Below are 20,567 nucleotides of genomic sequence, written 5' to 3' on the forward strand. Positions count from 1 at the left end.
GAAAATGCCTAAGTGCTTGCACGAAGGCGTTTGTGGCAATCTATACTTAAGTCCTGCGATAGATAAAAATGTGGATTGCCACGCACAACCTTGCGTAAACGCTCGGTTATTCTCGCAATGACGGGCTTCTTATAATGCTTTCAAATCTATTATGTGATCTAACATCTTGTTTTGAAAAAGAAGTCACAAAAATTTTTCAACCTAAAGATCCTGTTTTAGGGGATGTTTTTATTCACTTAGCAAATATATCACCTCAGCAGCTTAAAAAATTATCATTATTATCGTGGGTCTCGTCCTATGTCTATGATGAAAAAGGATTTTTAAACATCCGTATAAAAGATGATGTTTTATTAAGTATGCTGAATGTACCTTGTATGTCTCAACCTAAAGATTATGCAGCACCTGAAATCGATGATTTTGATATTCAATATTGTTATGCACGTTGCTGCTCTATTTTTAAAGAGGCAATTTCAATTGGATATATTTCGCCTTATCAAATTTTAACATTAACAAATCTTATGCCCATTATGCGTTTTTTATTGATTCATTTATTGCTCGATCAATCGACATTACTTGAAAATCATAATGAAATTAAAAAAGCGCTTAAAAAAATTTCCTTCATATTCAACATTGCTTGGCAGCAAAATACAGGTACAAGATTGCGCTTTATCGATGAACGTGATATGACAAAAACGAATTTAAATTTAGCTATTCTGACGATCGTTAAGATAACAATCGATCATCATCTTGCAAGAATAGGCATGAAGGTATTGGACGAGTTAAATATATGACTAAAAATCGTGATCTTAATGACAATGTTCTTTTTGCTGATCTTAATTTTAGAACACCTACGTCTAAGCCCCCAAAACCAACAAAGCCGCCTAAAAAACGCAAATCACGTTTTCGTTGGTTGTTTTTAATTATCATTTGTGGCGCTCTATTTGGTGGTGCAATAACCATGGGTTGGTATTCCTACATGCGTGGTTATGACACAGCAAGTGATGAATTTGCGCCTCATATTGCAGCCGACGATGCGCCTATCAAAATGAAACCTGACGAACCAGGTGGCATGAAAATACCTCATCAAAACAGACATGTATATGATATGGTGACATCACCTGAAAATCGAGAGCGTAAAGTAGAACATTTACTTCCAGCACCTGAAGTGCCTTTATTGGCTCAATCAGTGGAAGAACCAATTGAAGATAATGCATCCCAAAATCTTGAGCAATTACGCGAAGAAGCAAATGCTGCAGAACGCAACATTGAAAGCATTGTTAAAACGCAGCCTATTCAGGAAGCATTACAACAACCTGAAATAATGCCAGACGAAAAACCCGAAATTGAAGCACCTATTATTGCTGAAAAGAAAAGTTTTGATGATAAGCTTGCTGAATTTATCCCGCAAGAAAAACCTAAAATTGCTGAACCAAAAGAAGTCATTATAGAAAAAAAAGAAATAGTGCAAGATTTACCTGTAATAGTTCCTGCTGTAAAAATAGTGCCCAAAAATACTCAAACAACTTCAGCAAATATTCGCTTACAATTAGGTGCTGTTAAAACGGCGCAAGAAGCGCAAAAAGAAATCGGACGCCTCAGAAAAGCATATCCTGACATTTTTAAAAATTGTGATCTAATTGCCAAAAATGTAGATTTAGGCCCAAAAGGAATTTTTTATCGGATTCAAACAACAGGTATGCCTCAAGCTGAAGCTGAAAAAATAAACGAGATGCTTAAAAAATTAAAGCAAGCTTGTTTTATAGTGAAGCCATGAACACGATTCGTCCTGTCATTTTTGGATGTTTAGGCACTGAATTAACGCAAGACGAATTTGTTTTTTTTAAAGAATGTAATCCCTTTGGCTTTATTTTATTTAAACGAAATTGTGAAGATCCACTTCAGCTTGCCTGCCTTATTGAGCATTTAAAAGAAACAGTCTTGCGCGATGATTTGCCTATTTTAATTGATCAAGAAGGCGGCCGCGTTGCGCGTTTAAAAGGAAAAGAATGGCCTGATTTTCCACCCCAATATCAATTTGGGCAAAAATGGGCAGAAACGCCTATAATTGCTTGCGAACAAGCATTTGAAAATGCGTATAAAATTGGCATTATGCTGAAAGAGTTAGGTATTAATGTAAATTGTTCCCCTCTTTTAGATGTTTTAACAGAATATACGCATAAAGCTATTGGGGATCGTGCTTTTTCAAGTGATCCTGAAATTGTTTTTGAATTAGGTAAAGCTTATATTGAAGGCTATTTAAAAGCAGGTATTAAACCTGTTATTAAACATTTGCCAGGGCATGGTCGCGCAACTTTTGATAGTCATGAGGATTTGCCTGTTGTTTCGGCAAGTTTAAATGACCTTAGAGCAACTGATTTTTTACCTTTCCAAAAAATTTCTAAACTTTATCCTGATATTTGGGGCATGAGCGCCCATATCGTTTATGAGGCAATCGATGCACATAATCCCGCCACCCAATCGATTGATGTAATTCAAAAAATTATCCGTGAAGAAATTGGTTTTAAAGGTCTTTTATTAACGGATGACCTTTCGATGAAAGCGCTTAAAGGTGATTTTAAAACACGTACTCAAAAAGCGTTAGAAGCCGGTTGCGATGTTATCCTACATTGCAATGGGGATATGCATGAAATGAAAGAAATAGAAAGTTTTTTTGAGAATTGACTTATTTTTTTTCTAAGAAATAAAATGAGGGCATCTAACCCTCATTTTCCGTGTTACTTATTTCTCAATCCAAATATCTTTGCCATAAATAAGTCCCATTAAATTGGGTTTATAGCCTTTTACATAAGGTTTGATAAGTTGTGGAAGTGTAAAATTATAAAGTGGCATCATTGCATGTGTATCAACCAATGTTTTTTCAGCTGCATGGTGTAAATCCATTCTTTTTTCCATATCGGGCTCATGTGCTGCCTTTTGAACCAAAGCATCATATTCAGGACAATTGAATCCTGTATCATTCATGCCAGAATCACTCAACATACATTCAGCAAAAGTATGTGGATCATTGTATAGGCCTACAAGACGAGCAAAATAAATTTGGGTCTCTTTCTTTTTGCGATTATCTAAGTAAACTTTCCATTCTGTATTGGTCATTTTTACTTTCACGCCTAATGTTTCTTCCAACATTTTAGCAATCGCCGTTACAATTTTTTTACGATTATCATCCGTATTATAGCTAATTTCAACTTCAAGAGGTTTTTCCTTAGAATAACCAGCTTCTGCATAAAGCCTACGTGCTTCTTTAATACGTTCTTCCTTCGGCATTGATTTGAAATCGAGATAATAAGGCTTGTTGTTACGTGTATGAGGATATACATAAGAATAATTAGGCTTTTCTTCTGCATTTAAGATATTTTTAGTTAATATTTCACGATCAACCGCAAGGCTAAGCGCTTGTCGTAATTTTATATTATCTTTGAAAGGTGGTTTTGTAAGGTTATATCCTAAATAAGCAATCGAAAAATAAGGAACAATGCTTAATTCTTTTGATAAAACAGGATCATTACGTACGAAAGTCATCTTTTCATCTGGCACTTTATCTGTCATGTCTAATTGACCAGCGCGATATGTGTTTAATTCTGTTTCACCTGTTAATGGATAAAAATTTTCTTGATCCAATTTAACTTTTTCATGATCCCAATAATGCTCATTTTTAACGAGGGTTACAATGGAATTAGGTATCCATTTTTCAAGTTTAAAGGCCCCATTTGATACAAGATTGCCTGGTTTTGTAAAATTCGCTTTATCAGCTTCAAGAGATTTTTGATGGAGTGGTGAAAAACACGTATGAACCATAAGTGCTAGAAAATGAGGCGTTGGCGCATTTAATGTCACTTCAAAACGATGTGCATCTAAGGCTTTAACACCTAAAGCATCTTTTTTGAGTTTGCCTGTGACGATTTCATGTGCGTTTTGGATGGCGTAAAGATGATTGCCGTAAGGCGATGCTGTTTCAGGGTCTGCAAGCCTTTGGAAAGAATAGACAAAATCTTGTGCGGTTAAGGGTTCTCCATTGGACCATTTAGCATTTTGATGTAAATGAAAAACATAGGTTTTGCCATCAGGACTTACATCCCAACTTTTAGCAGCAGCAGGGATGGGGCCGCCATCTGGACCCATAATCACAAGCGTTTCATATGTATCGCGCATAATAGCGCAAGTTGAAACATCGCATGCTTTATTGACATCTAAAGTTGCAGGTTCAACGCAATTGCCACGATTTAAAATCTTAAGATCAGCGTTCAATGTATTGGAAATGTTTAATAATGCTAGTAAAACGAGCCCTATTTTTTTGAATGGGGTCATAAATTAATCCTTCTTTTTTCTGTTTTCTCCACAAGGGTGTTGAACCCTTCTAAACTGATACCTATATAGCTTATAGCAGCGTAGAATTAAAAGTTATTTATGCATTTTTGTTGACCAAAATAAACGAGGGACACAATGAGTAAGATTATTGGAATTGACTTAGGCACGACAAATTCATGTGTTTCAGTCATGGAGGGGAAAACCCCAAAAGTTATTGAAAATAGCGAAGGTGCGCGTACAACGCCATCTATTGTTGCTTTTGCCAAAGATGGCGAGCGTCTTGTCGGCCAATCCGCTAAAAGACAAGCTGTAACCAATCCAGAAAACACAATTTTTGCAATTAAGCGCCTTATCGGTCGTTCTTACACCGATCCCTTAACGGAAAAAGATAAAGGCCTCGTTCCTTATCGTATCGTTCAAGGTGATAATGGCGATGCTTGGGTTGATGCTCAAGACAAAAAATATTCACCCAGTGAAATCAGTGCTTTTACCCTTCAAAAAATGAAGGAAACGGCTGAAAATTATTTAGGCGAAAAAGTAACGCAAGCGGTTATTACCGTGCCTGCTTATTTTAATGACGCGCAACGCCAAGCGACAAAAGATGCAGGACGCATCGCTGGTCTTGAAGTTATGCGTATTATTAACGAGCCAACAGCCGCCGCACTCGCTTATGGGTTAGAGAAAAAAGGCAATGGTCTGATCGCCGTTTATGATCTTGGTGGTGGTACATTTGACGTGTCCATTCTTGAAATTGGCGATGGTGTTTTCGAAGTTAAATCCACCAATGGTGATACATTCTTGGGTGGTGAAGATTTTGATTCGGCAATTATTGATTATCTCGCTGATGAATTCCTTAAAGAGCAAGGTGTTGACCTTCGTAAAGATCGTTTAGCATTACAACGTCTTAAAGAAGCTGCTGAAAAAGCAAAGATTGAGCTTTCAAATGCTGTTCAGACTGAAGTCAATTTACCCTTTATTACAGCAGATCAAAGTGGTCCAAAACATTTAATGATCAAATTGACACGCGCAAAATTAGAAAATCTTGTCGAAAACTTGATCCAACGTACCATTGCACCTTGTAAAGCAGCCTTGAAAGATGCTGGCGTTACAGCAAGCGAAATTGAAGAAGTGATTATGGTTGGCGGGATGACCCGTATGCCTAAAGTTCTTGAAACAGTTAAAGCATTTTTTGGTAAAGAACCGCATCGTGGTGTAAATCCTGATGAAGTTGTTGCCATGGGTGCGGCGATTCAAGCTGGTGTTCTTCAAGGTGACGTTAAAGATGTTCTATTACTCGATGTAACACCTTTATCCTTAGGGATTGAAACATTAGGCGGTGTGTTTACACGTCTTATTGACCGTAATACAACAATTCCAACGAAAAAAAGCCAAGTTTTTTCAACGGCTGATGATAATCAAACAGCTGTGACGATTCGCGTTTTCCAAGGCGAACGTCAAATGACTTCTGACAATAAATTGTTAGGTCAATTTGATTTGGTGGGTATTGCGCCAGCACCACGCGGCATGCCACAAGTTGAGGTAACGTTTGATATTGATGCCAATGGTATCGTCCATGTGTCTGCAAAAGACAAAGCAACGAATAAAGAGCATCAAATCCGTATTCAAGCATCTGGCGGTTTAACCGACGAAGATATTGATCGTATGGTTAAAGATGCTGAATCACATGCTGATGAAGATAAAAAACGTCGTGAATTGGTTGATTTACGTAATCAAGCCGATATGGTTCTTCATAGTGCTGATAAAAGCCTGAAAGAATTTGGTGAGAAAGTATCACCAGAGGAACGTCAAGCGATTGAAGCAGCTATTAACGATCTTAAAACAGCGCGTGAGTCTGAAAATCCAAGCGTGATCCAAGCTAAAACAGAAGCTTTGAATCAAGTGACGATGAAATTAGGCGAAGCGATGTATAAAGCGGGTCAAGGCGAACAACAAGGACCTGGCGGACATGCTGCTGGCGATGATCATGCACAGAAACCGGCTGATGAAGGTGTTGTTGACGCTGATTTTGAAGAAGTTAACGATAAGAATAAATCATCGAAGTAACTAAAAAACTACCCACTCTATGAGCAAATTCGTTGTCAGGCCTGCACTTCCGGTACTCATGTACAAAAAGGTACATTCCGTTCCGGTTCTCGCCCTTTCTAGACTTTGCCTCATATATTGGGTAGTTAATATTTAAAATATGGATATTGCAATGCAAGAACGTGATTATTATGAATTATTAGGTGTTTCACAAAAAGCAGGTTTAGAGGATATCAAACGTGCTTACAGGAAACTTGCAATGCAATATCACCCTGATCGTAACCAAAACGATAAAACTGCTGAAACCAAGTTTAAAGAAATAAACGAGGCCTATGAAGTTTTAAAAGACGATCAAAAACGTGCTCAATATGATCATTTTGGCCATCAAGCTTTTAAAAACGGTGGACAAAATAATGCCGGCGCTGATCAAGATGGATTTAGTTTTCATTTTGGTGGCGGCGGTTTTTCAGATATTTTCCAGGATTTTTTCTCTGAAGTGATGGGTGGCGGCAATCAACGTGGACGCTCTTCTTCGTCACAGCGTAAAGGGGCGGATCTTCGCTATGATCTTTCGATTAGCTTAGAAGAAGCTTTTAAAGGTCGTGAAGAAAATTTAACAATACCAACCAAAGTCAATTGCAAAACGTGTAAAGGTAGCGGCGCTGCAGAAGGTACAAAACCTATCACCTGCTCAATGTGTCAAGGTCATGGTAAAGTGCGCGCTCAACAAGGCTTCTTTACCATTGAAAAAACATGTCCTAGCTGCGCGGGCAGGGGGCAAACAATTGAAAAACCATGTAAACCTTGTCGCGGCAAAGGTGCAGTTAAAGAAAACAAAAACCTTAAAGTATCGATTCCTGCAGGGATTGAAGAAGGCACAAGATTACGTCTTAAAAATGAGGGCGAAGCAGGTTTGAATGGTGGTCCATCAGGCGATCTTTATGTTTTCATTTCTATTGAAACACATCCTATTTTTCAACGTAATCATGCGGATCTTTATTACAAATTACCCATTCGTATGACGCTTGCAGCTTTGGGTGGCACTATCGATGTACCTACTATTGATAGTACTATGTCAACGCTTTCGATTGAACCGGGCGCGCAATCAGGCCGTCAATATCGGCTTAAAAATAAAGGCATGCCCATATTGAACACGCAGATGCGTGGTGATTTATATGTGGATGTGATGGTTGAAACGCCTGTCAATTTAACCAAAAGACAACGCGAATTATTAGAAGAATTCAAAGAATTGGACATGGAAAAATCAACAAGTCCAGAATCAATTGGTTTTTTTGATAAATTAAAAGATTTGTTTAAGTGAGATTGATCTCACTCTAGGGGCAAGTTTATTTCCAATCAATCTACCGGACAAAAAATGAAATTAAGCTCATTTTTCAATTATCTTGCTTTTACACGCCGCAACTTATTTCTAAGAAGTGAAAACAATTTTTTATCAAAAGCCCTCCAAAAGAAGGGTATTTTTCACCTCTCCCCTTGTGGGAGAGGTCGCGACCAAAGGGAGCGGGTGAGGGGTATTTTACAATTTTGGAGAGATGCGTATTTGTTTGGCAATGCTTAGATTATGGCATGATGGTGTTGCTCTTTGTAAACGCTTTAGATACCCCTCACCCGTCGCTACGCGCCGACCTCTCCCACAAGGGGAGAGGTGAAACCGAAGTAATTTAATTTTTTGTCCCGTAGATTGTTTCTGCTCAATTGTTTCCTGGACCTATGAGCCCAAAGAGCTCGAATGCGGATCCATCCAGAAATGATCATGGCCGCTCATGACGTTATGTCGTGTCACATTTCTTCCCTTAATCAAAGCGAAAACACGGTATCTTTCTTTTTGAAAATTAGGATGCAATCTTTATTTCAATTTCTTCTTTTGAAGCGCTATTTTTTAGAAATTCAGTACAATCATTCGCATTAAGTGGTTTGCTAAAGTAATATCCTTGCACTTGATCACTATGATTCTTAAGTAAATATTTAACTTGTTCGTCTTTTTCAACGCCTTCAGCTAAAACAGTTAATCCCATTTTTTTAGACATGCTTATAATTGCTTCAACAATGCAATCATCATTTCTGCCTGATGTAATCTCATCTATAAAAACCTTATCAATTTTTACTTTATCAAAAGGGAAATATTTAAGGTAACCCAAATTTGAATACCCTGTTCCGAAATCATCAAGGGATAATTGAACCCCAAGTTTTTTTAATTCTGTCATTTTTTCAATAAACTCAGCTGTATTTGCTATGACAATACCTTCTGTTAACTCTAACTCTAAAGAACTGGGTTTAAGGCCTGTCGTCTTAAGAACATTACGAATGGTTTCCACGAAATTCTTTTGTTGGAATTGATGACCTGATATATTAACGGCAATGCGTAATTCACTTCCATATATTTCTTGCCAAATTTTATTTTGAGCGCAAGCCGTCTGCAAAACCCAATTTCCAATGGGAATGATCAGGCCGTTTTTTTCAGCAAGGGAAATAATAACACTGGGTTCAATCAATCCCAATGTCGGGTGTTCCCAGCGTATTAAGGCTTCAGCGCCAATCATTTTAGTTGTTTTTAAATCGACCAAAGGTTGATAATTTAAAAAGAGTTCATTTTTTTCCAACGCAGTATGTAGATCAGCTGCTAATTGGGCGTTTTGAATAGCATTTTCACAAAACTCAGGTTGGAAAAACTGAAAATTATTACGGCCTAATTCTTTTGAGCGGTATAATGCAATATCTGCTTGTTTGAGCAAGGTGTTATAATCTTCGCCATCTCTGGGATATACGCTTACCCCCATACTGACGGTTGCCGTTAATTCATGAGACATGATATTGTAAGGTGCTGCAAAGATAGAAAAAAGCTTTTCGACAGTTTGCTCTATATCTTCTAAATTCGGTTGGGGTGCAAAAAGAACAACGAATTCATCGCCGCCCAAACGTGTGACGGTATCGACTTTACGCACATTACTTGTTAATCTTTTCGACACTTCAATTAAAAGTGTATCCCCTACATTATGACCATAGGAATCATTGACATGTTTAAAATTATCTAGATCGAAAATAATAAAACCAACAAACATACCATATCGTTTAGCATGTTCAGTTGCTTGTTGAACGCGATCATAAAGCAATACGCGATTGGTTAGATCTGTTAGGCTGTCATGTGTTGCTTGATATAAAAGTTGCTCCTCTAGAACTTTATGACCTGTTACGTCTCTAAAACTACAAACGGTGCCAACAATTTCATTGTTTAAATATTGGGGATGTCTATAAAATTCTAATGATTTATTAGACTTAAGCATTAATTCTTTGAAATTCACAATGTCATTATGTTTACTTAATTCTGACATTGTTTGTAAAAAAATTGTTGAATCGATCATCTGTTCAGCCATTTTTTTAAAAATTAAAGCCGAATCACTTGATTCAATCATCCATTTTGGAATTGACCATAAATCTAAATATTTTTGATTATACAACACAATTTTTTGATCATGACTTACAACAAGAATGCCTTCGCTTGTTGATTCAATTGTTGCATGCACAAGTGATAATGATAATTCTAAATCTCTTGTGCGTTCTTTAACAAGGTGTTGTAAATTATCAATTTGATATTGAACTTGTTTTTTAAGATCCCATTTTTGAGTAAGAGCAGTTGCCAACTGACAAATTTCTATCACTTCAAAAGGTTTTTTTAATATTAAAAAATCTTCTGATGTCCCTAATTCATTTTGAATATCTTCCCAGGAATAATCAGAATGCGCTGAACAAATAACGATTTGAATATTACGGTCAACTTTCCACATTTCTTTAATTGTTTCAATACCGTTCCAGCCAGGAGGCATGAGAATATCAACAAAAGCAAGACTATAAGGCTCGTTTGTTTTAACAGACTTTTGAACAAGCTCAAGGGCTTCTTTTCCTTGATAGGCTGAATCAATATGATAATTTAATTTAACGCCAATATCAGATTCGGCTGTTTTGTTAAATAACAAAGCTTCATCTTCATCAAAGGCATCATTATGACCAACTGATTCTAATATTTTACGAAAATCCGTATGAATGCTAGGATTGTCATCAATAATTAAAATGCGTTTTAAATTATCATTACTCATTTTTGCGATCTTCTTTTTTTGAGGGTTGATATGGTAATGTTATTGAAAATGTTGCGCCTTTTCCTAACCCGTCACTCGTTACAGAAAGATTGCCGCCCATGTCTTGGATTGAAATAGCGCTTGAATGAAGTCCAAATCCATGACCTTCCTTTTTTGTTGTAAATCCAAAGGAAAATATTTTTTCAAGGTTTTCTTTCCCAATACCAACCCCATTGTCACACAATTGAATGTCAAAATGGGTATTGTTTTTTTCTCGGATTGATAATATTATTTCTTTATGTTCAGGGTTTTTTTCTAGAATAGATTCAATGCCATTTTTAATTAAATTTACAAGAATTTGAAGTAATTTAACGCGATCATTAACAACCTCTTTGATAGGGTTAAAATCTCGTTTAATGCTAATATTGATATTTGAGTAGATCGTTTTATTAAGAATTAAGGCGTCTTCAATTAAACTTGGTACTATTATTGCATTATTCACACCTAAAACTTTGCTGAGTGAGTTTTGTTTGTTAATAATTTCCTTGATATGTGTAATACCCTTTTGAATATTATTTATTTCGTCTGTTAGATATTCCTTATCAGTTTTCCACATTTCAGCTAATTTTGTTATATATTTGGGTATACGTTGCCCTTGAGGATCATTTGTTATAAAAGCCGCCATGTCTGATTCATGTTGCTCAAGTAATTTAGAAATTTCAATTAAATTTGATGTTTTTGAAGTTGAAATTCTTTGGCCAATAAAAGTTGTGGAAGTAGTTACACTATTGAGTGCATTACCAATATTATGTAATACGCTTGCTGCAATATCTGCCATACCAGCATGACGCGCCGCAATTACTAATTCACTGTTTAATTTTGAGTTTTTTTCTTCAAGTATTTTGCGTAATACTATTTCCTCTTCTAATTCTTTATTTGATGATTCTAAATATGATTTAGAATTTGAAAGCTCATTTATTGTTTTATTTAATTGAATGTTTAATTCTTCAATTTTTAAATAATCTTGCCTATTTCTTAATGCTGCGCCAATACGCGCTTTTAATTCTTCTGCTGAAAAAGGTTTAGATAAATAATCATCCGCACCAACTTGAAAACTATCAACAACAGCTTCTTTACCTGCTTTTGCTGTAATAAGAATAATTGGAATATTTTTAACTTTAGGATCTGATTTTATTTTAGCGGTTAATTCGAATCCATTTATTTCTGGCATCATAACATCGGATAAAATGACTTGAGGGCTGAATTTATAAATAGCTTCAAGTGCAAGTTTTCCGTTTTCAACTTCAATGATTTCGTAAGAATCCTGGATCAATGAAACTATATAAGATCTAACGTCTGGATTATCATCAGCTAAAAGAATTAAAGGTAGATCTCCTTTTATATTTAATTTTTCAATATCAGTAAATTTTATTTCACTTTTCATTTCCATTTTTGACAAGGAAACTTTGAAAGAGCTTATTTTTTCTTTATATTCTTCTTCCGGTTGATTTTTTTTGTTTTCGGGAACAGCTTTAAAGGGAATGCATATTTTAAATTTCGATCCCTTACCTTCTTCACTAGCAACTACAATTTTGCCATCCATCAATTGTGTAAATTGATTTATCATAGCAAGACCAATGCCAGTCCCTTCATGTGTACGTGTACTGGACGAATCAACTTGATAGAATCGTTCAAAAAGCTTGGAAATTTGTTCCGTAGGTATACCAATGCCCGTATCAGTCACAATAATGTCGACACAATCACAATCCCTTAAAAGCTGAACATTAATGTGTCCGCCAGCAGGTGTAAATTTTAAAGCATTACTTAAGAGGTTAAATGTGATTTTATCGATTATTTTTCGATCTAACATCATAAGGGGTAGATCAGGAAAAGGTGTGAATGTAAGGCTTAATTTTCGTTCACCAGCAAGGCCTTGAGCATCATTAACAATGTCTTTAATATGACGATTTAAATCAATGACTTCTTCGCTAAGAATATATTTTCCAGCTTCTAATTTAGTAAAATCAAGCAAATCATTTACAAGACCGTAAAGCCGATAGGCATTTCTGTGAATTCGAAAAAGATTGTCTTGATGTGCAAGTGGAATAGAATCTTTGTCAGAGATTAAACCTTCTAAAGGCCCTAAAATGAGTGTTAAAGGCGTTCTAAGCTCATGACTAACATTGGCCATAAAATCCGATTTAAGCTTATCTAATTCTGTTAATTTTGAATTTTGAATATTCATTTCTGATAAGGAACGTCGTGCTGCATCAATTGTAAAATTCATGAGCATACAAAGCTTTTGAATAATTTGATCGCTTGTTGTAACTTCGACTGAAAAATCAAAAGTACCCTTAACTGCTAAACATAATTGATCAGCGATTCTTTCTATTTCCTGACGGAAATTGTTATATTCATTGAGTTGATTCATTGTTTAAGCTGCCAAACCAGACCATTGGACATGGATTTCGCATTCATCTCCACCGGATTTCATACATTTTTTTTCTTCAATAATAGCGTCATCTTTGTAGTGATTAATTACCTCTTGTGCGAGCTTAATATATAGGCCGCAATGATTATTGGAAGATTTATAATGTGTTATTATTTTTCCTGGGAATTTTTCAACTTTAAATTTATCATTAATAGCATCACGATGTTTTTGATCTGCGACACCTGTTGCAAAGCAATTATGAATGGTTGGTTGAATGAGCAAAAATTCGTAAGAATTCTTTGACATTTGAAACCAAGTAGGGAAGCGTTCAAGCGAATCTTTTAAAAAATACTTAGCATAGGTTTCATCTGCTTGTTCATCTGTAATTTTTAATACGCTGAGCGTTGCTTTAAAAAGTTTTTGCCATTCTTCATCGGAATACACAATATTTATTTGAAATTCTCTGTCTAAAGGAATATTTGCTAATTTTTTTATTTCATTTAAAGTTTCTTCATTTGTAATATCTTTTATCATATCGACAAGAATTTTTTGAATAAGACCGACCATTTTTTTTCTCCCTTATCATAAATTCTAAGTAGTATTTCAGTAAAAAACAAGCTGTAAAGTTGAATAATATACAGCAACAATATTAAAATAATGTATTTTTATTTATAATATTTTACACTTGTTAAGTAAGAAATTAACCTATGTTAATAGGCCTCAGTCATTAACTTTATGCGTGAATAGAGAATGTAGTGCGATGGGTGTTATATAGTAATCTACGGGACAAAAATTTAATTAGGGGTCGAAACCTATCAAATACCCAGTTGTTTCCCTGAACAGGCGAGAAGCGAAGCTTCGAGTAGGATTCAGGGTCCAGTTAAAAAGCATGATCAAAGATCATGACATGTTTTTATATAATAGAGTCATGCTCTTTCGAGCATGTAGTTCTTTCTGGATCCTGGATCTACGTATGAAGCTTCGGTTCAACGTGTCCAGGAAAACAAAGGTGTATGGCACGAATTTCTATCATAAAAATAAAAATTGTCCGGTAGATTGGTTATATAGTGAAATAAGTTTAAAATGTTCTTCCTACCACTTTCAATGATAGGAAGAGCCATCTTAAGTCAAATTAATGCGGTAAAACTGCAGCGCCAGCACTTAAAGGACGGTGCGGTTTTTCTTCAGCTTTAGCACGTTGAGCAACAATTTCTGGATCAGCATTATCAGCTTTTTCTACGAAGAAATATTGCCAGGTCATATCGCTTGGCGTTGTCCAAGATTGAAGTAAGAAAGTTAGCTTATCAGCAACGGGCTTAAAATCAAGCACATGTCCTGGTTTAAGCTCACCAGCTTTTACAATCGCTGAATTTTTAGCATCAATAATTTTGTAATTGATAGGAATGGGAAGTTCTTTATTCCCATGACCAATTTTAACAATAAGATTGGTTGATAAAACATTTTTCGAAGGTGTAAATCCAGGAATGCTCATATAAGAACGCATTTCTTCCGTAAAATGCGTATTGAGAATTTCAAGACCAGTATGCTTGCTTTCTTCAGCAGTTTTTAATGGAGACAAAGAAATAACAGGGTCACCAATCAATGCATAGGCTGCATACATAGCACGTGCACCTGGCTCAACTTTCATGAGTGCCGTAAAATCTTTATCAACATCAACACCATCGATGCCATATGTTTTTTTTGAATATTCATCATGTGCAGCTTTAAAAGCATCACCCAATCTTGTTTTGCCGCCTTTATAAGCTGTTAGCAATTCAAGAAGTAGTCCGGGCATATAAAGCGCGTCTTTAATCATAACGCGACCATGTTTTTTCTCTGTTTCAAATTTAACATTTGCGAGCGCCAAACGTGTTGAACCAACATAGGCAATGGCTACATTAGACATCACAAAAGCTTCTGCAACTGAATTTTTGTTGGCAGGATCAAAAGGTAAAGCTATATTTGCATAGTCAAAACCAGCGTTAAGGCAAGATGGCGAGAAAACAACTTTAAGACGATCTGCTTCTGGTAAATCTAAAATATCTTTAACAGTCACCATACCTTCGTCGCTCATGACAATACCTTCACCCATACCATGCGTAAAGAACATCATGAATTCTGCAGGGTCTTTGACTAAAGCTTGCAAAAACTTTTCTTTCGTCAAATTGCCATCAGTTTCATTGTAATCACTAACATTACCGGTTAAAATACCAGCTTTTTGAAGTGCTAAGCGGTACATTTCACCCATAACACGATAATCATGAACAACGTTTGCACCTGCAAAAGCAAAATCTGTATTTGGTTTTTCTTTAATTTGCTCTTTGAATTTTTTCTCTTTGTTTAGGTAATGTTCTGCTTGCTCAATTGTTTCAATCGCAACGCGACCAACGGGCCAACGGTATTTAATCGTAAAATCAGGCGCACCATAATAATGGTCAGATCCAATCCATGATGTATATTCAACAACATTCGAAGGCGCTGGCAAATCTTTTTCATATTCATTATAGAAGAAGTAGGAAGGCGGAATAAGACTTGAATTACCTAAAATCATAACAGAATGAAGTTTGTTTTTATTGCCATAATCACGCAAATAATCAGCAATTTTAAGCGCTAATTCATAATTATAATTTTTAATTTCAAAACCAGTAGGCTTTGTTTTTTCAAATCCATCATGAGGTGGACGTTTGGTGCTTGTACGTGGTTTTTTATTAAGTTCGTCAACAGATACAAGAATTGAGTTTACGCCCTCTACTTCTTTATGAAAATTAACAAATTTTTGAGCAACATCCTTAAATTTGTCTGTATGTAAAATAATATTATTATATTCTTCAGCTTTCACCTGAAATGAAAAAGTTGTGATCCCTGTAAATATCAAGGCCTTAAATATCCGAAAATGTTTCACGCTGTCCTCCCAAATTTTATTGTTATTAACATCCTAGCAAGATTTTTTATAATGAGAAACCCTTATTGTAATCATCTTTGAAGAATTGCAGGGTACACAACGTTAATACTATTTTTACAATCTGTTATAGGTAGTAGTGGTTGATAAATAAAGCAGGTGCTAATGATCTGCTTGTTTATCATGAATGGGTATGCAAAAAGGTGATTTTTAGGTAAGGTAATTATAAAAATAAGCAAAATTATGGTGATAGAAAAATATATTTATGTTATCTTCAAAAAAAAATCTTAATAATTATAGACTAAACTAAATATAGGATTCAATCTAAACGATGTTTAAAAAATTTATATATATTTGTGTTTTATTAATCATTTTAGGGGGTGGATATTACATATATTTACATATAACACAACCAAAGATAGAAGTCGTTGAAACCTATAAAGGACAAGCAATTTCAGCTGTTTACGGAACAGGTGTTATTGAATCGCGTGACATGACCATTGTTAGTTCTCTTGTGCAAGGACGTATTACAAAATTTTATAAAAATGAAGGTGAAATTGTTCGTAAAGGGGATCTGTTGGTCGAACTCGATAGTGACCAAGCAAAAGCTACTTTAGAATCAATGCTCGCTCAAGAAAAGTTTTTAACCCAAGAAGTGAAACGTCAAAAGGCGTTGATAGAAAAAAAGTTTACCTCAGTTGAAAAATTTGAGGATCGACAAAGTCAATATGAAAAAATTAAAGCTGATATTAAATCCTTCAGAAAAAATATTGATGAATATACACTGAAAGCGCCTAAAGATGGTGTTGTCATTCGACGTGAACATGATATTGGCGAAGTTTTACAAACAGGAAAACCTATCTATTGGATTGGCGAACCATCTTTTTTGCGAATTAATGGTGAAATTGATGAAGAAAGTCTGCCAGAATTACAAAAAGGTCAAAAAGTATTTATTAAAGCAGATGCCTATCCTAAACAGCATTTTGAGGGCATTGTTGAAGACATAACACTTTTGGGCAATAGTCAAAATAAAAACTACCGTGTTTATATTGGTTTTTTGAAAGAAGTTCCCTTTTCATTAGGGATGACAGTCGAAATTAATATTTTAACAGAACAAAAAGATAATGTATTACTTGTTCCAAATTCCAGTTTTAAAACCCAAAAAATATGGATAGTGGATGCGAATCATCAAATTTCAAAACGTAAAATTCAATTAGGTATTCAAGGCGACGCATTAAGCGAAGTAAAAGATGGTCTTGTTTTAGGGGATAAAGTGATCTTGAAATTTCAAGATGATTTGAAAGACGAACAGAAAATTCGCCCTATTTTTGTTGAATTGCCACAAAAATGAATGTTCTTTTAAAGCTATCATTTTCACATTTAATGGGGCGTCCACGACAAACGATTGTATCGATTGCAGGCGTTGCCGTTGGTGTCGGTTTTTTTATCGCCATGGCCGCCTTAATGCAAGGTTTTCAAGCCTATTTTGTTCAGAAAATTATTGATATTACCCCCCATATTATGGTGAAAGATGAGTTTCGCACCCCTCCATTGCAACCACTTCAAACATTGTTTCCAAATGCTGCACTTGATTTAAAAGGTCTTAAACCCAAAGATGAAAAACGCGGCATTAGGAATCACGCACGTATTCATCAAAGTTTAAAAAAATTGAAAGAAGCTTCTGTGACTAAGGGATTAGAAGGTGAAGCATTTTTAAACTTTGGCAGTAAAACGATGGGCGTTGCTTTATCAGGTATTGATCCAGAAGCTGAAAAAAAAGTAAGTACACTTGATAAAGATATTTTTAAAGGAAAACTTGATAATTTATTAGTCAAGAAAAACGGTATTATTATTGGCATTGGTGTTTCTGAAAAACTCGGTCTTAAGATGAATGATACAGTAACTGTTGTGTCTTCTGAGGGTGTTATCTTGCGTATGAAGATTGTAGGTATTTTTAGCACAGGCCTTACAACACAAGATAATAGAACAACCTATGTGCAGCTTAAAAAAGCCCAAATTTTATTGAGACGTCAAAATGTTATCAACAATTTACGATTACGCATTGAAAATGTTGATGATGCTGAAATAGTTGCGCGTCAAATTGAAAATCAATTTGGCTATCGAACGGAATCTTGGCAAGAATCAAACGTGAATGTTTTAAGTATTTTTAAAGTCCAAAACTTGGTAACTTATTCAACAATTATTGCCATTTTAATTGTTTCAAGTTTGGGTATTTTTAATATTATTTCGACCATTGTTTTTGAAAAATCACGTGATATTGCGATTTTAAAATCCATTGGTTTTTTTGAGGAAGATATTAAAAAAATATTTTTAGTCGAAGGTTTTTTAGTGGGCATTATTGGCTCTATTTTAGGATGGGGCCTGGGTTATTCGCTTTGTCTTGCTTTAGAACAAGTGCCGATTAGTGTAAAAGATGGTGCTTTTATTCGGATAGAAGGATTTTATCTTTTATATACTCTTTGGCATTATAGTATTGGTGCTTTTGTTTCGATAACATCTGCCGTTCTTGCAGCTTATTTACCTGCACGAAAAGCTGCTTATTTAAAGCCAGTCGATATTATCCGGGGGGCCGCTTGATGGTTAAAAAAAACGAAGAATTGTATCGTTTGGAGAATATCACGCGCGTTATTGAAGGCGAAGTTGAAGCCATTATTCTGCGCGGCATATCGTTTAAAGTAAATACACACGAATTTATTTCGATCATTGGTCCATCAGGTTCTGGAAAATCGTCTCTCCTTTATATGCTTGGTTTATTAGATATGCCAAGTTCAGGCGATTTTTATTTCAGAGGCCAATCAATGGTAGGCCTAACACGTCTTGAACTTGCACAGATTCGCTTGGAAACCCTGGGTTTTATTTTCCAATTTCATTTTTTATTACCCGAATTACGTGGCATTGAAAATATAAGATTGCCTATGGAAAGATTAGGTAAACTCAATGTAACCCAAATGAAAGATAGAGTAGATAAGGTTTTAGAAAGTCTAGGGCTCACCAAAGATGCTTATAAATACCCACATCAATTATCAGGTGGTCAACGCCAACGTGTGGCAATCGCACGCGCTTTGATTAATGAGCCCATGGTTATTTTAGCCGATGAACCAACCGGTAGTCTCGATACTGAAAACGGAGACAAAGTCTTTAAAATATTTCAAGACCTTGTCAAAAATGAAGGCAAAACCATTATTATGGTGACGCATAACCCAGAGCTTGCCATTCAGACAGATCGTCAAATCAATATTGTTGATGGGCATATTCGAGGTGAATGAATTGTGCCGACATATTAAAAAATATAAAAAATTAGTGATTTTAAATAATAAAAAATTAGCTACCAGTCGCGTCATTGCGAGGGACCCAAATTTAAAAAGGGTCCTGTGGCAATCCAGAAAAAACATCAAACAATCAAGTGATTATACGATTAAAACTAGATTGCCACACCTCCTACGGAGGTTCGCAATGACGAATGTCAACAATCCTTATAATTGTGCTTCATTCTAATACAAAAGTATTTTTGACGAAGTTTCTATCTTAATGCCAGAAATCAACTTTTGTATTTGTGCCTGGTCGATATAAGCGATAGCCTGTTTTAATACCATCCCAAATCCAGAAAAATAACATCATATCGTCATTAGATTCAAACGCATCTAAAAAGCGAATATTAAGACCTGTCGAAGCACCTTCAAAACGTACATCTTCATCAAAAGTCAGATCTGTCATTTCATCTTTTGAATTGATATAAAATGATTTATATCTTTTTTCTCTTGAAAGATCATCTCGATTGCTTAACGTGTTAATGCTTAAGGTTAAAATTTTAGCATTATCATTAAATTGAATGGCATCTAAAACATCCATATCATCTTTCCGAACGCTGTTTTTTTCAAGCAACCCATTTTCTACAAAAGATTGAAAACTTGGCATTGTATTTTCAATGAGTTTCTTTGATGCAATAAAGTTTTTCCATGAGGGTTGACCACTAAAAGCAACATTATTTAGAAGTAGAACAGGTGGATGTGCTAAATTTCCAAAAGAAAGTTTTGATGAAGAGCTCATGGGTATTTCTTTTGGGCCTTTTTCAATACTTATTAAATTTAACAAGCCGGGATTGTTAATATTTCCCTGTGCGATAAGAGTACTAATCTGTTCGCCACGAAATAAGCTTTTGAAATTCAAAGGCATGCCTAGAGCTGCAGAAAGATCAAATTTTTGCGTCAAACTTTGCCATGATGTCCAGTTAAATCCAGATTTTCCAAAAGCCAAAACAATTTTTGCGTCATTTCCATCTTTAAGTACTTGATGCTGCTCGTAAAATGCGATGATTGCTTCTGGGTTTAATGGCGGCAGATTAGGTTTACGCATGCTATTTTGAGCACAAGCGCCCAGAAAAAAAGTTAGAAAAGTTGCAAAAAGAACTTTTGAACGCATTATATTTCCTTTCAGACAATTTTAATTATTTTTTATGTTATACCTAAATAACTCAGAAATGAAGTGCATCATTTTTTAGGTATTTTTTATTCCAGGCTTTGATTATTTGTAACTACCCAGCCTCCTTCCTACGTCCCGCGACCATATCATTACCCATAAGTGTTTCAACCTATTGATTTTTAATATAATTTTTGCAACAATGTTTTCTTTTTAGGGAGCATTATTCATGAATTGGTCTGAAAGTGAATATGGTTTGATAGATTTAGGAGATAAACGTTTAAATGGACGCGCAAAAAAATTATTAAAACAGTTTGGGGATACACCTATGGAAAGTATA

The 20,567-nt window shown here is 35.3% G+C and carries 14 protein-coding genes; 8 read left to right on the forward strand and 6 right to left on the reverse strand.

The window, feature by feature from the left end; all coding sequences use genetic code 11:
• Window positions 1–134: 134 nt before the first annotated feature.
• The 3 genes from Q8L85_09700 to nagZ are packed head-to-tail and all read left to right on the forward strand — an operon-like array spanning window position 135 to window position 2,682.
• Window positions 135–791, forward strand: a complete 657-nt coding sequence (locus Q8L85_09700) for a hypothetical protein (GenBank protein MDP1724959.1) — start codon at window positions 135–137, stop codon at window positions 789–791.
• On the forward strand, window positions 788–1,774 hold the full coding sequence (locus Q8L85_09705; protein MDP1724960.1) for an SPOR domain-containing protein: 987 nt from the start codon (window positions 788–790) through the stop codon (window positions 1,772–1,774). The genes Q8L85_09700 and Q8L85_09705 overlap by 4 nt, the downstream gene beginning before the upstream one ends.
• Window positions 1,771–2,682 carry a beta-N-acetylhexosaminidase gene (gene nagZ, locus Q8L85_09710; protein ID MDP1724961.1) on the forward strand — a complete coding sequence of 304 codons (912 nt, stop codon included), beginning with the start codon at window positions 1,771–1,773 and terminating at the stop codon, window positions 2,680–2,682. The genes Q8L85_09705 and nagZ overlap by 4 nt, the downstream gene beginning before the upstream one ends.
• Window positions 2,683–2,739: 57 nt before the next feature.
• Here nagZ and Q8L85_09715 read toward each other — a convergent pair whose 3' ends face one another.
• The gene (locus Q8L85_09715; GenBank protein MDP1724962.1) at window positions 2,740–4,326 is read right to left on the reverse strand and encodes a peptide ABC transporter substrate-binding protein; all 1,587 of its coding nucleotides are present in this window, start codon (window positions 4,324–4,326) and stop codon (window positions 2,740–2,742) included.
• A gap of 135 nt (window positions 4,327–4,461) precedes the next feature.
• Between Q8L85_09715 and dnaK the strand changes: the two genes are divergently transcribed.
• Window positions 4,462–6,390: a molecular chaperone DnaK gene (dnaK, locus tag Q8L85_09720; GenBank protein MDP1724963.1), complete on the forward strand. Its 1,929-nt coding sequence runs from the start codon at window positions 4,462–4,464 to the stop codon at window positions 6,388–6,390.
• 151 nt (window positions 6,391–6,541) lie between these two features.
• Window positions 6,542–7,690, forward strand: a complete 1,149-nt coding sequence (dnaJ, locus tag Q8L85_09725; protein ID MDP1724964.1) for a molecular chaperone DnaJ — start codon at window positions 6,542–6,544, stop codon at window positions 7,688–7,690.
• A 532-nt stretch (window positions 7,691–8,222) separates the two neighbouring features.
• On the opposite strand, the gene Q8L85_09730 is transcribed toward dnaJ, so the two are convergent.
• The 4 genes from Q8L85_09730 to Q8L85_09745 form a co-directional block, all read right to left on the reverse strand.
• Window positions 8,223–10,481: an EAL domain-containing protein gene (locus Q8L85_09730; GenBank protein ID MDP1724965.1), complete on the reverse strand. Its 2,259-nt coding sequence runs from the start codon at window positions 10,479–10,481 to the stop codon at window positions 8,223–8,225.
• A complete protein-coding gene (locus Q8L85_09735; protein ID MDP1724966.1) occupies window positions 10,474–12,891 on the reverse strand; it encodes an ATP-binding protein in 2,418 nt (805 codons plus the stop codon). Before Q8L85_09735 ends, Q8L85_09730 begins: the two co-directional genes overlap by 8 nt.
• Window positions 12,892–12,894: 3 nt before the next feature.
• On the reverse strand, window positions 12,895–13,458 hold the full coding sequence (locus Q8L85_09740; protein MDP1724967.1) for a heme NO-binding domain-containing protein: 564 nt from the start codon (window positions 13,456–13,458) through the stop codon (window positions 12,895–12,897).
• A gap of 565 nt (window positions 13,459–14,023) precedes the next feature.
• Window positions 14,024–15,793 carry a C25 family cysteine peptidase gene (locus tag Q8L85_09745; GenBank protein ID MDP1724968.1) on the reverse strand — a complete coding sequence of 590 codons (1,770 nt, stop codon included), beginning with the start codon at window positions 15,791–15,793 and terminating at the stop codon, window positions 14,024–14,026.
• Between the two features lie 328 nt (window positions 15,794–16,121).
• Between Q8L85_09745 and Q8L85_09750 the strand changes: the two genes are divergently transcribed.
• From Q8L85_09750 to Q8L85_09760, 3 genes are read left to right on the forward strand one after another with little or no spacing between them, the layout of a single operon-like run.
• Entirely contained in the window at window positions 16,122–17,141 is a 1,020-nt protein-coding gene (locus tag Q8L85_09750; GenBank protein ID MDP1724969.1) for an efflux RND transporter periplasmic adaptor subunit, read from the forward strand.
• Window positions 17,138–18,388: an ABC transporter permease gene (locus Q8L85_09755; protein MDP1724970.1), complete on the forward strand. Its 1,251-nt coding sequence runs from the start codon at window positions 17,138–17,140 to the stop codon at window positions 18,386–18,388. Before Q8L85_09750 ends, Q8L85_09755 begins: the two co-directional genes overlap by 4 nt.
• Window positions 18,388–19,077 carry an ABC transporter ATP-binding protein gene (locus Q8L85_09760; GenBank protein ID MDP1724971.1) on the forward strand — a complete coding sequence of 230 codons (690 nt, stop codon included), beginning with the start codon at window positions 18,388–18,390 and terminating at the stop codon, window positions 19,075–19,077. The genes Q8L85_09755 and Q8L85_09760 overlap by 1 nt, the downstream gene beginning before the upstream one ends.
• Window positions 19,078–19,336: 259 nt before the next feature.
• Here Q8L85_09760 and Q8L85_09765 read toward each other — a convergent pair whose 3' ends face one another.
• Window positions 19,337–20,230, reverse strand: a complete 894-nt coding sequence (locus tag Q8L85_09765) for a hypothetical protein (protein ID MDP1724972.1) — start codon at window positions 20,228–20,230, stop codon at window positions 19,337–19,339.
• Between the last annotated feature and the right edge of the window lie 337 nt (window positions 20,231–20,567).

The organism is Alphaproteobacteria bacterium (assembly GCA_030680745.1).
GTDB lineage: Bacteria > Pseudomonadota > Alphaproteobacteria > JAUXUR01 > JAUXUR01 > JAUXUR01.

Bases quoted from the DNA above. Each gene is read 5' to 3' on its own strand.
- Q8L85_09700 (MDP1724959.1), top strand. From the start codon at position 135: ATGCTTTCAAATCTATTATGTGATCTAACATCTTGTTTTGAAAAAGAA.
- Q8L85_09705 (MDP1724960.1), top strand. From the start codon at position 788: ATGACTAAAAATCGTGATCTTAATGACAATGTTCTTTTTGCTGATCTT.
- nagZ (MDP1724961.1), top strand. From the start codon at position 1,771: ATGAACACGATTCGTCCTGTCATTTTTGGATGTTTAGGCACTGAATTA.
- Q8L85_09715 (MDP1724962.1), bottom strand. From the start codon at position 4,326: ATGACCCCATTCAAAAAAATAGGGCTCGTTTTACTAGCATTATTAAAC.
- dnaK (MDP1724963.1), top strand. From the start codon at position 4,462: ATGAGTAAGATTATTGGAATTGACTTAGGCACGACAAATTCATGTGTT.
- dnaJ (MDP1724964.1), top strand. From the start codon at position 6,542: ATGCAAGAACGTGATTATTATGAATTATTAGGTGTTTCACAAAAAGCA.
- Q8L85_09730 (MDP1724965.1), bottom strand. From the start codon at position 10,481: ATGAGTAATGATAATTTAAAACGCATTTTAATTATTGATGACAATCCT.
- Q8L85_09735 (MDP1724966.1), bottom strand. From the start codon at position 12,891: ATGAATCAACTCAATGAATATAACAATTTCCGTCAGGAAATAGAAAGA.
- Q8L85_09740 (MDP1724967.1), bottom strand. From the start codon at position 13,458: ATGGTCGGTCTTATTCAAAAAATTCTTGTCGATATGATAAAAGATATT.
- Q8L85_09750 (MDP1724969.1), top strand. From the start codon at position 16,122: ATGTTTAAAAAATTTATATATATTTGTGTTTTATTAATCATTTTAGGG.
- Q8L85_09755 (MDP1724970.1), top strand. From the start codon at position 17,138: ATGAATGTTCTTTTAAAGCTATCATTTTCACATTTAATGGGGCGTCCA.
- Q8L85_09760 (MDP1724971.1), top strand. From the start codon at position 18,388: ATGGTTAAAAAAAACGAAGAATTGTATCGTTTGGAGAATATCACGCGC.
- Q8L85_09765 (MDP1724972.1), bottom strand. From the start codon at position 20,230: ATGCGTTCAAAAGTTCTTTTTGCAACTTTTCTAACTTTTTTTCTGGGC.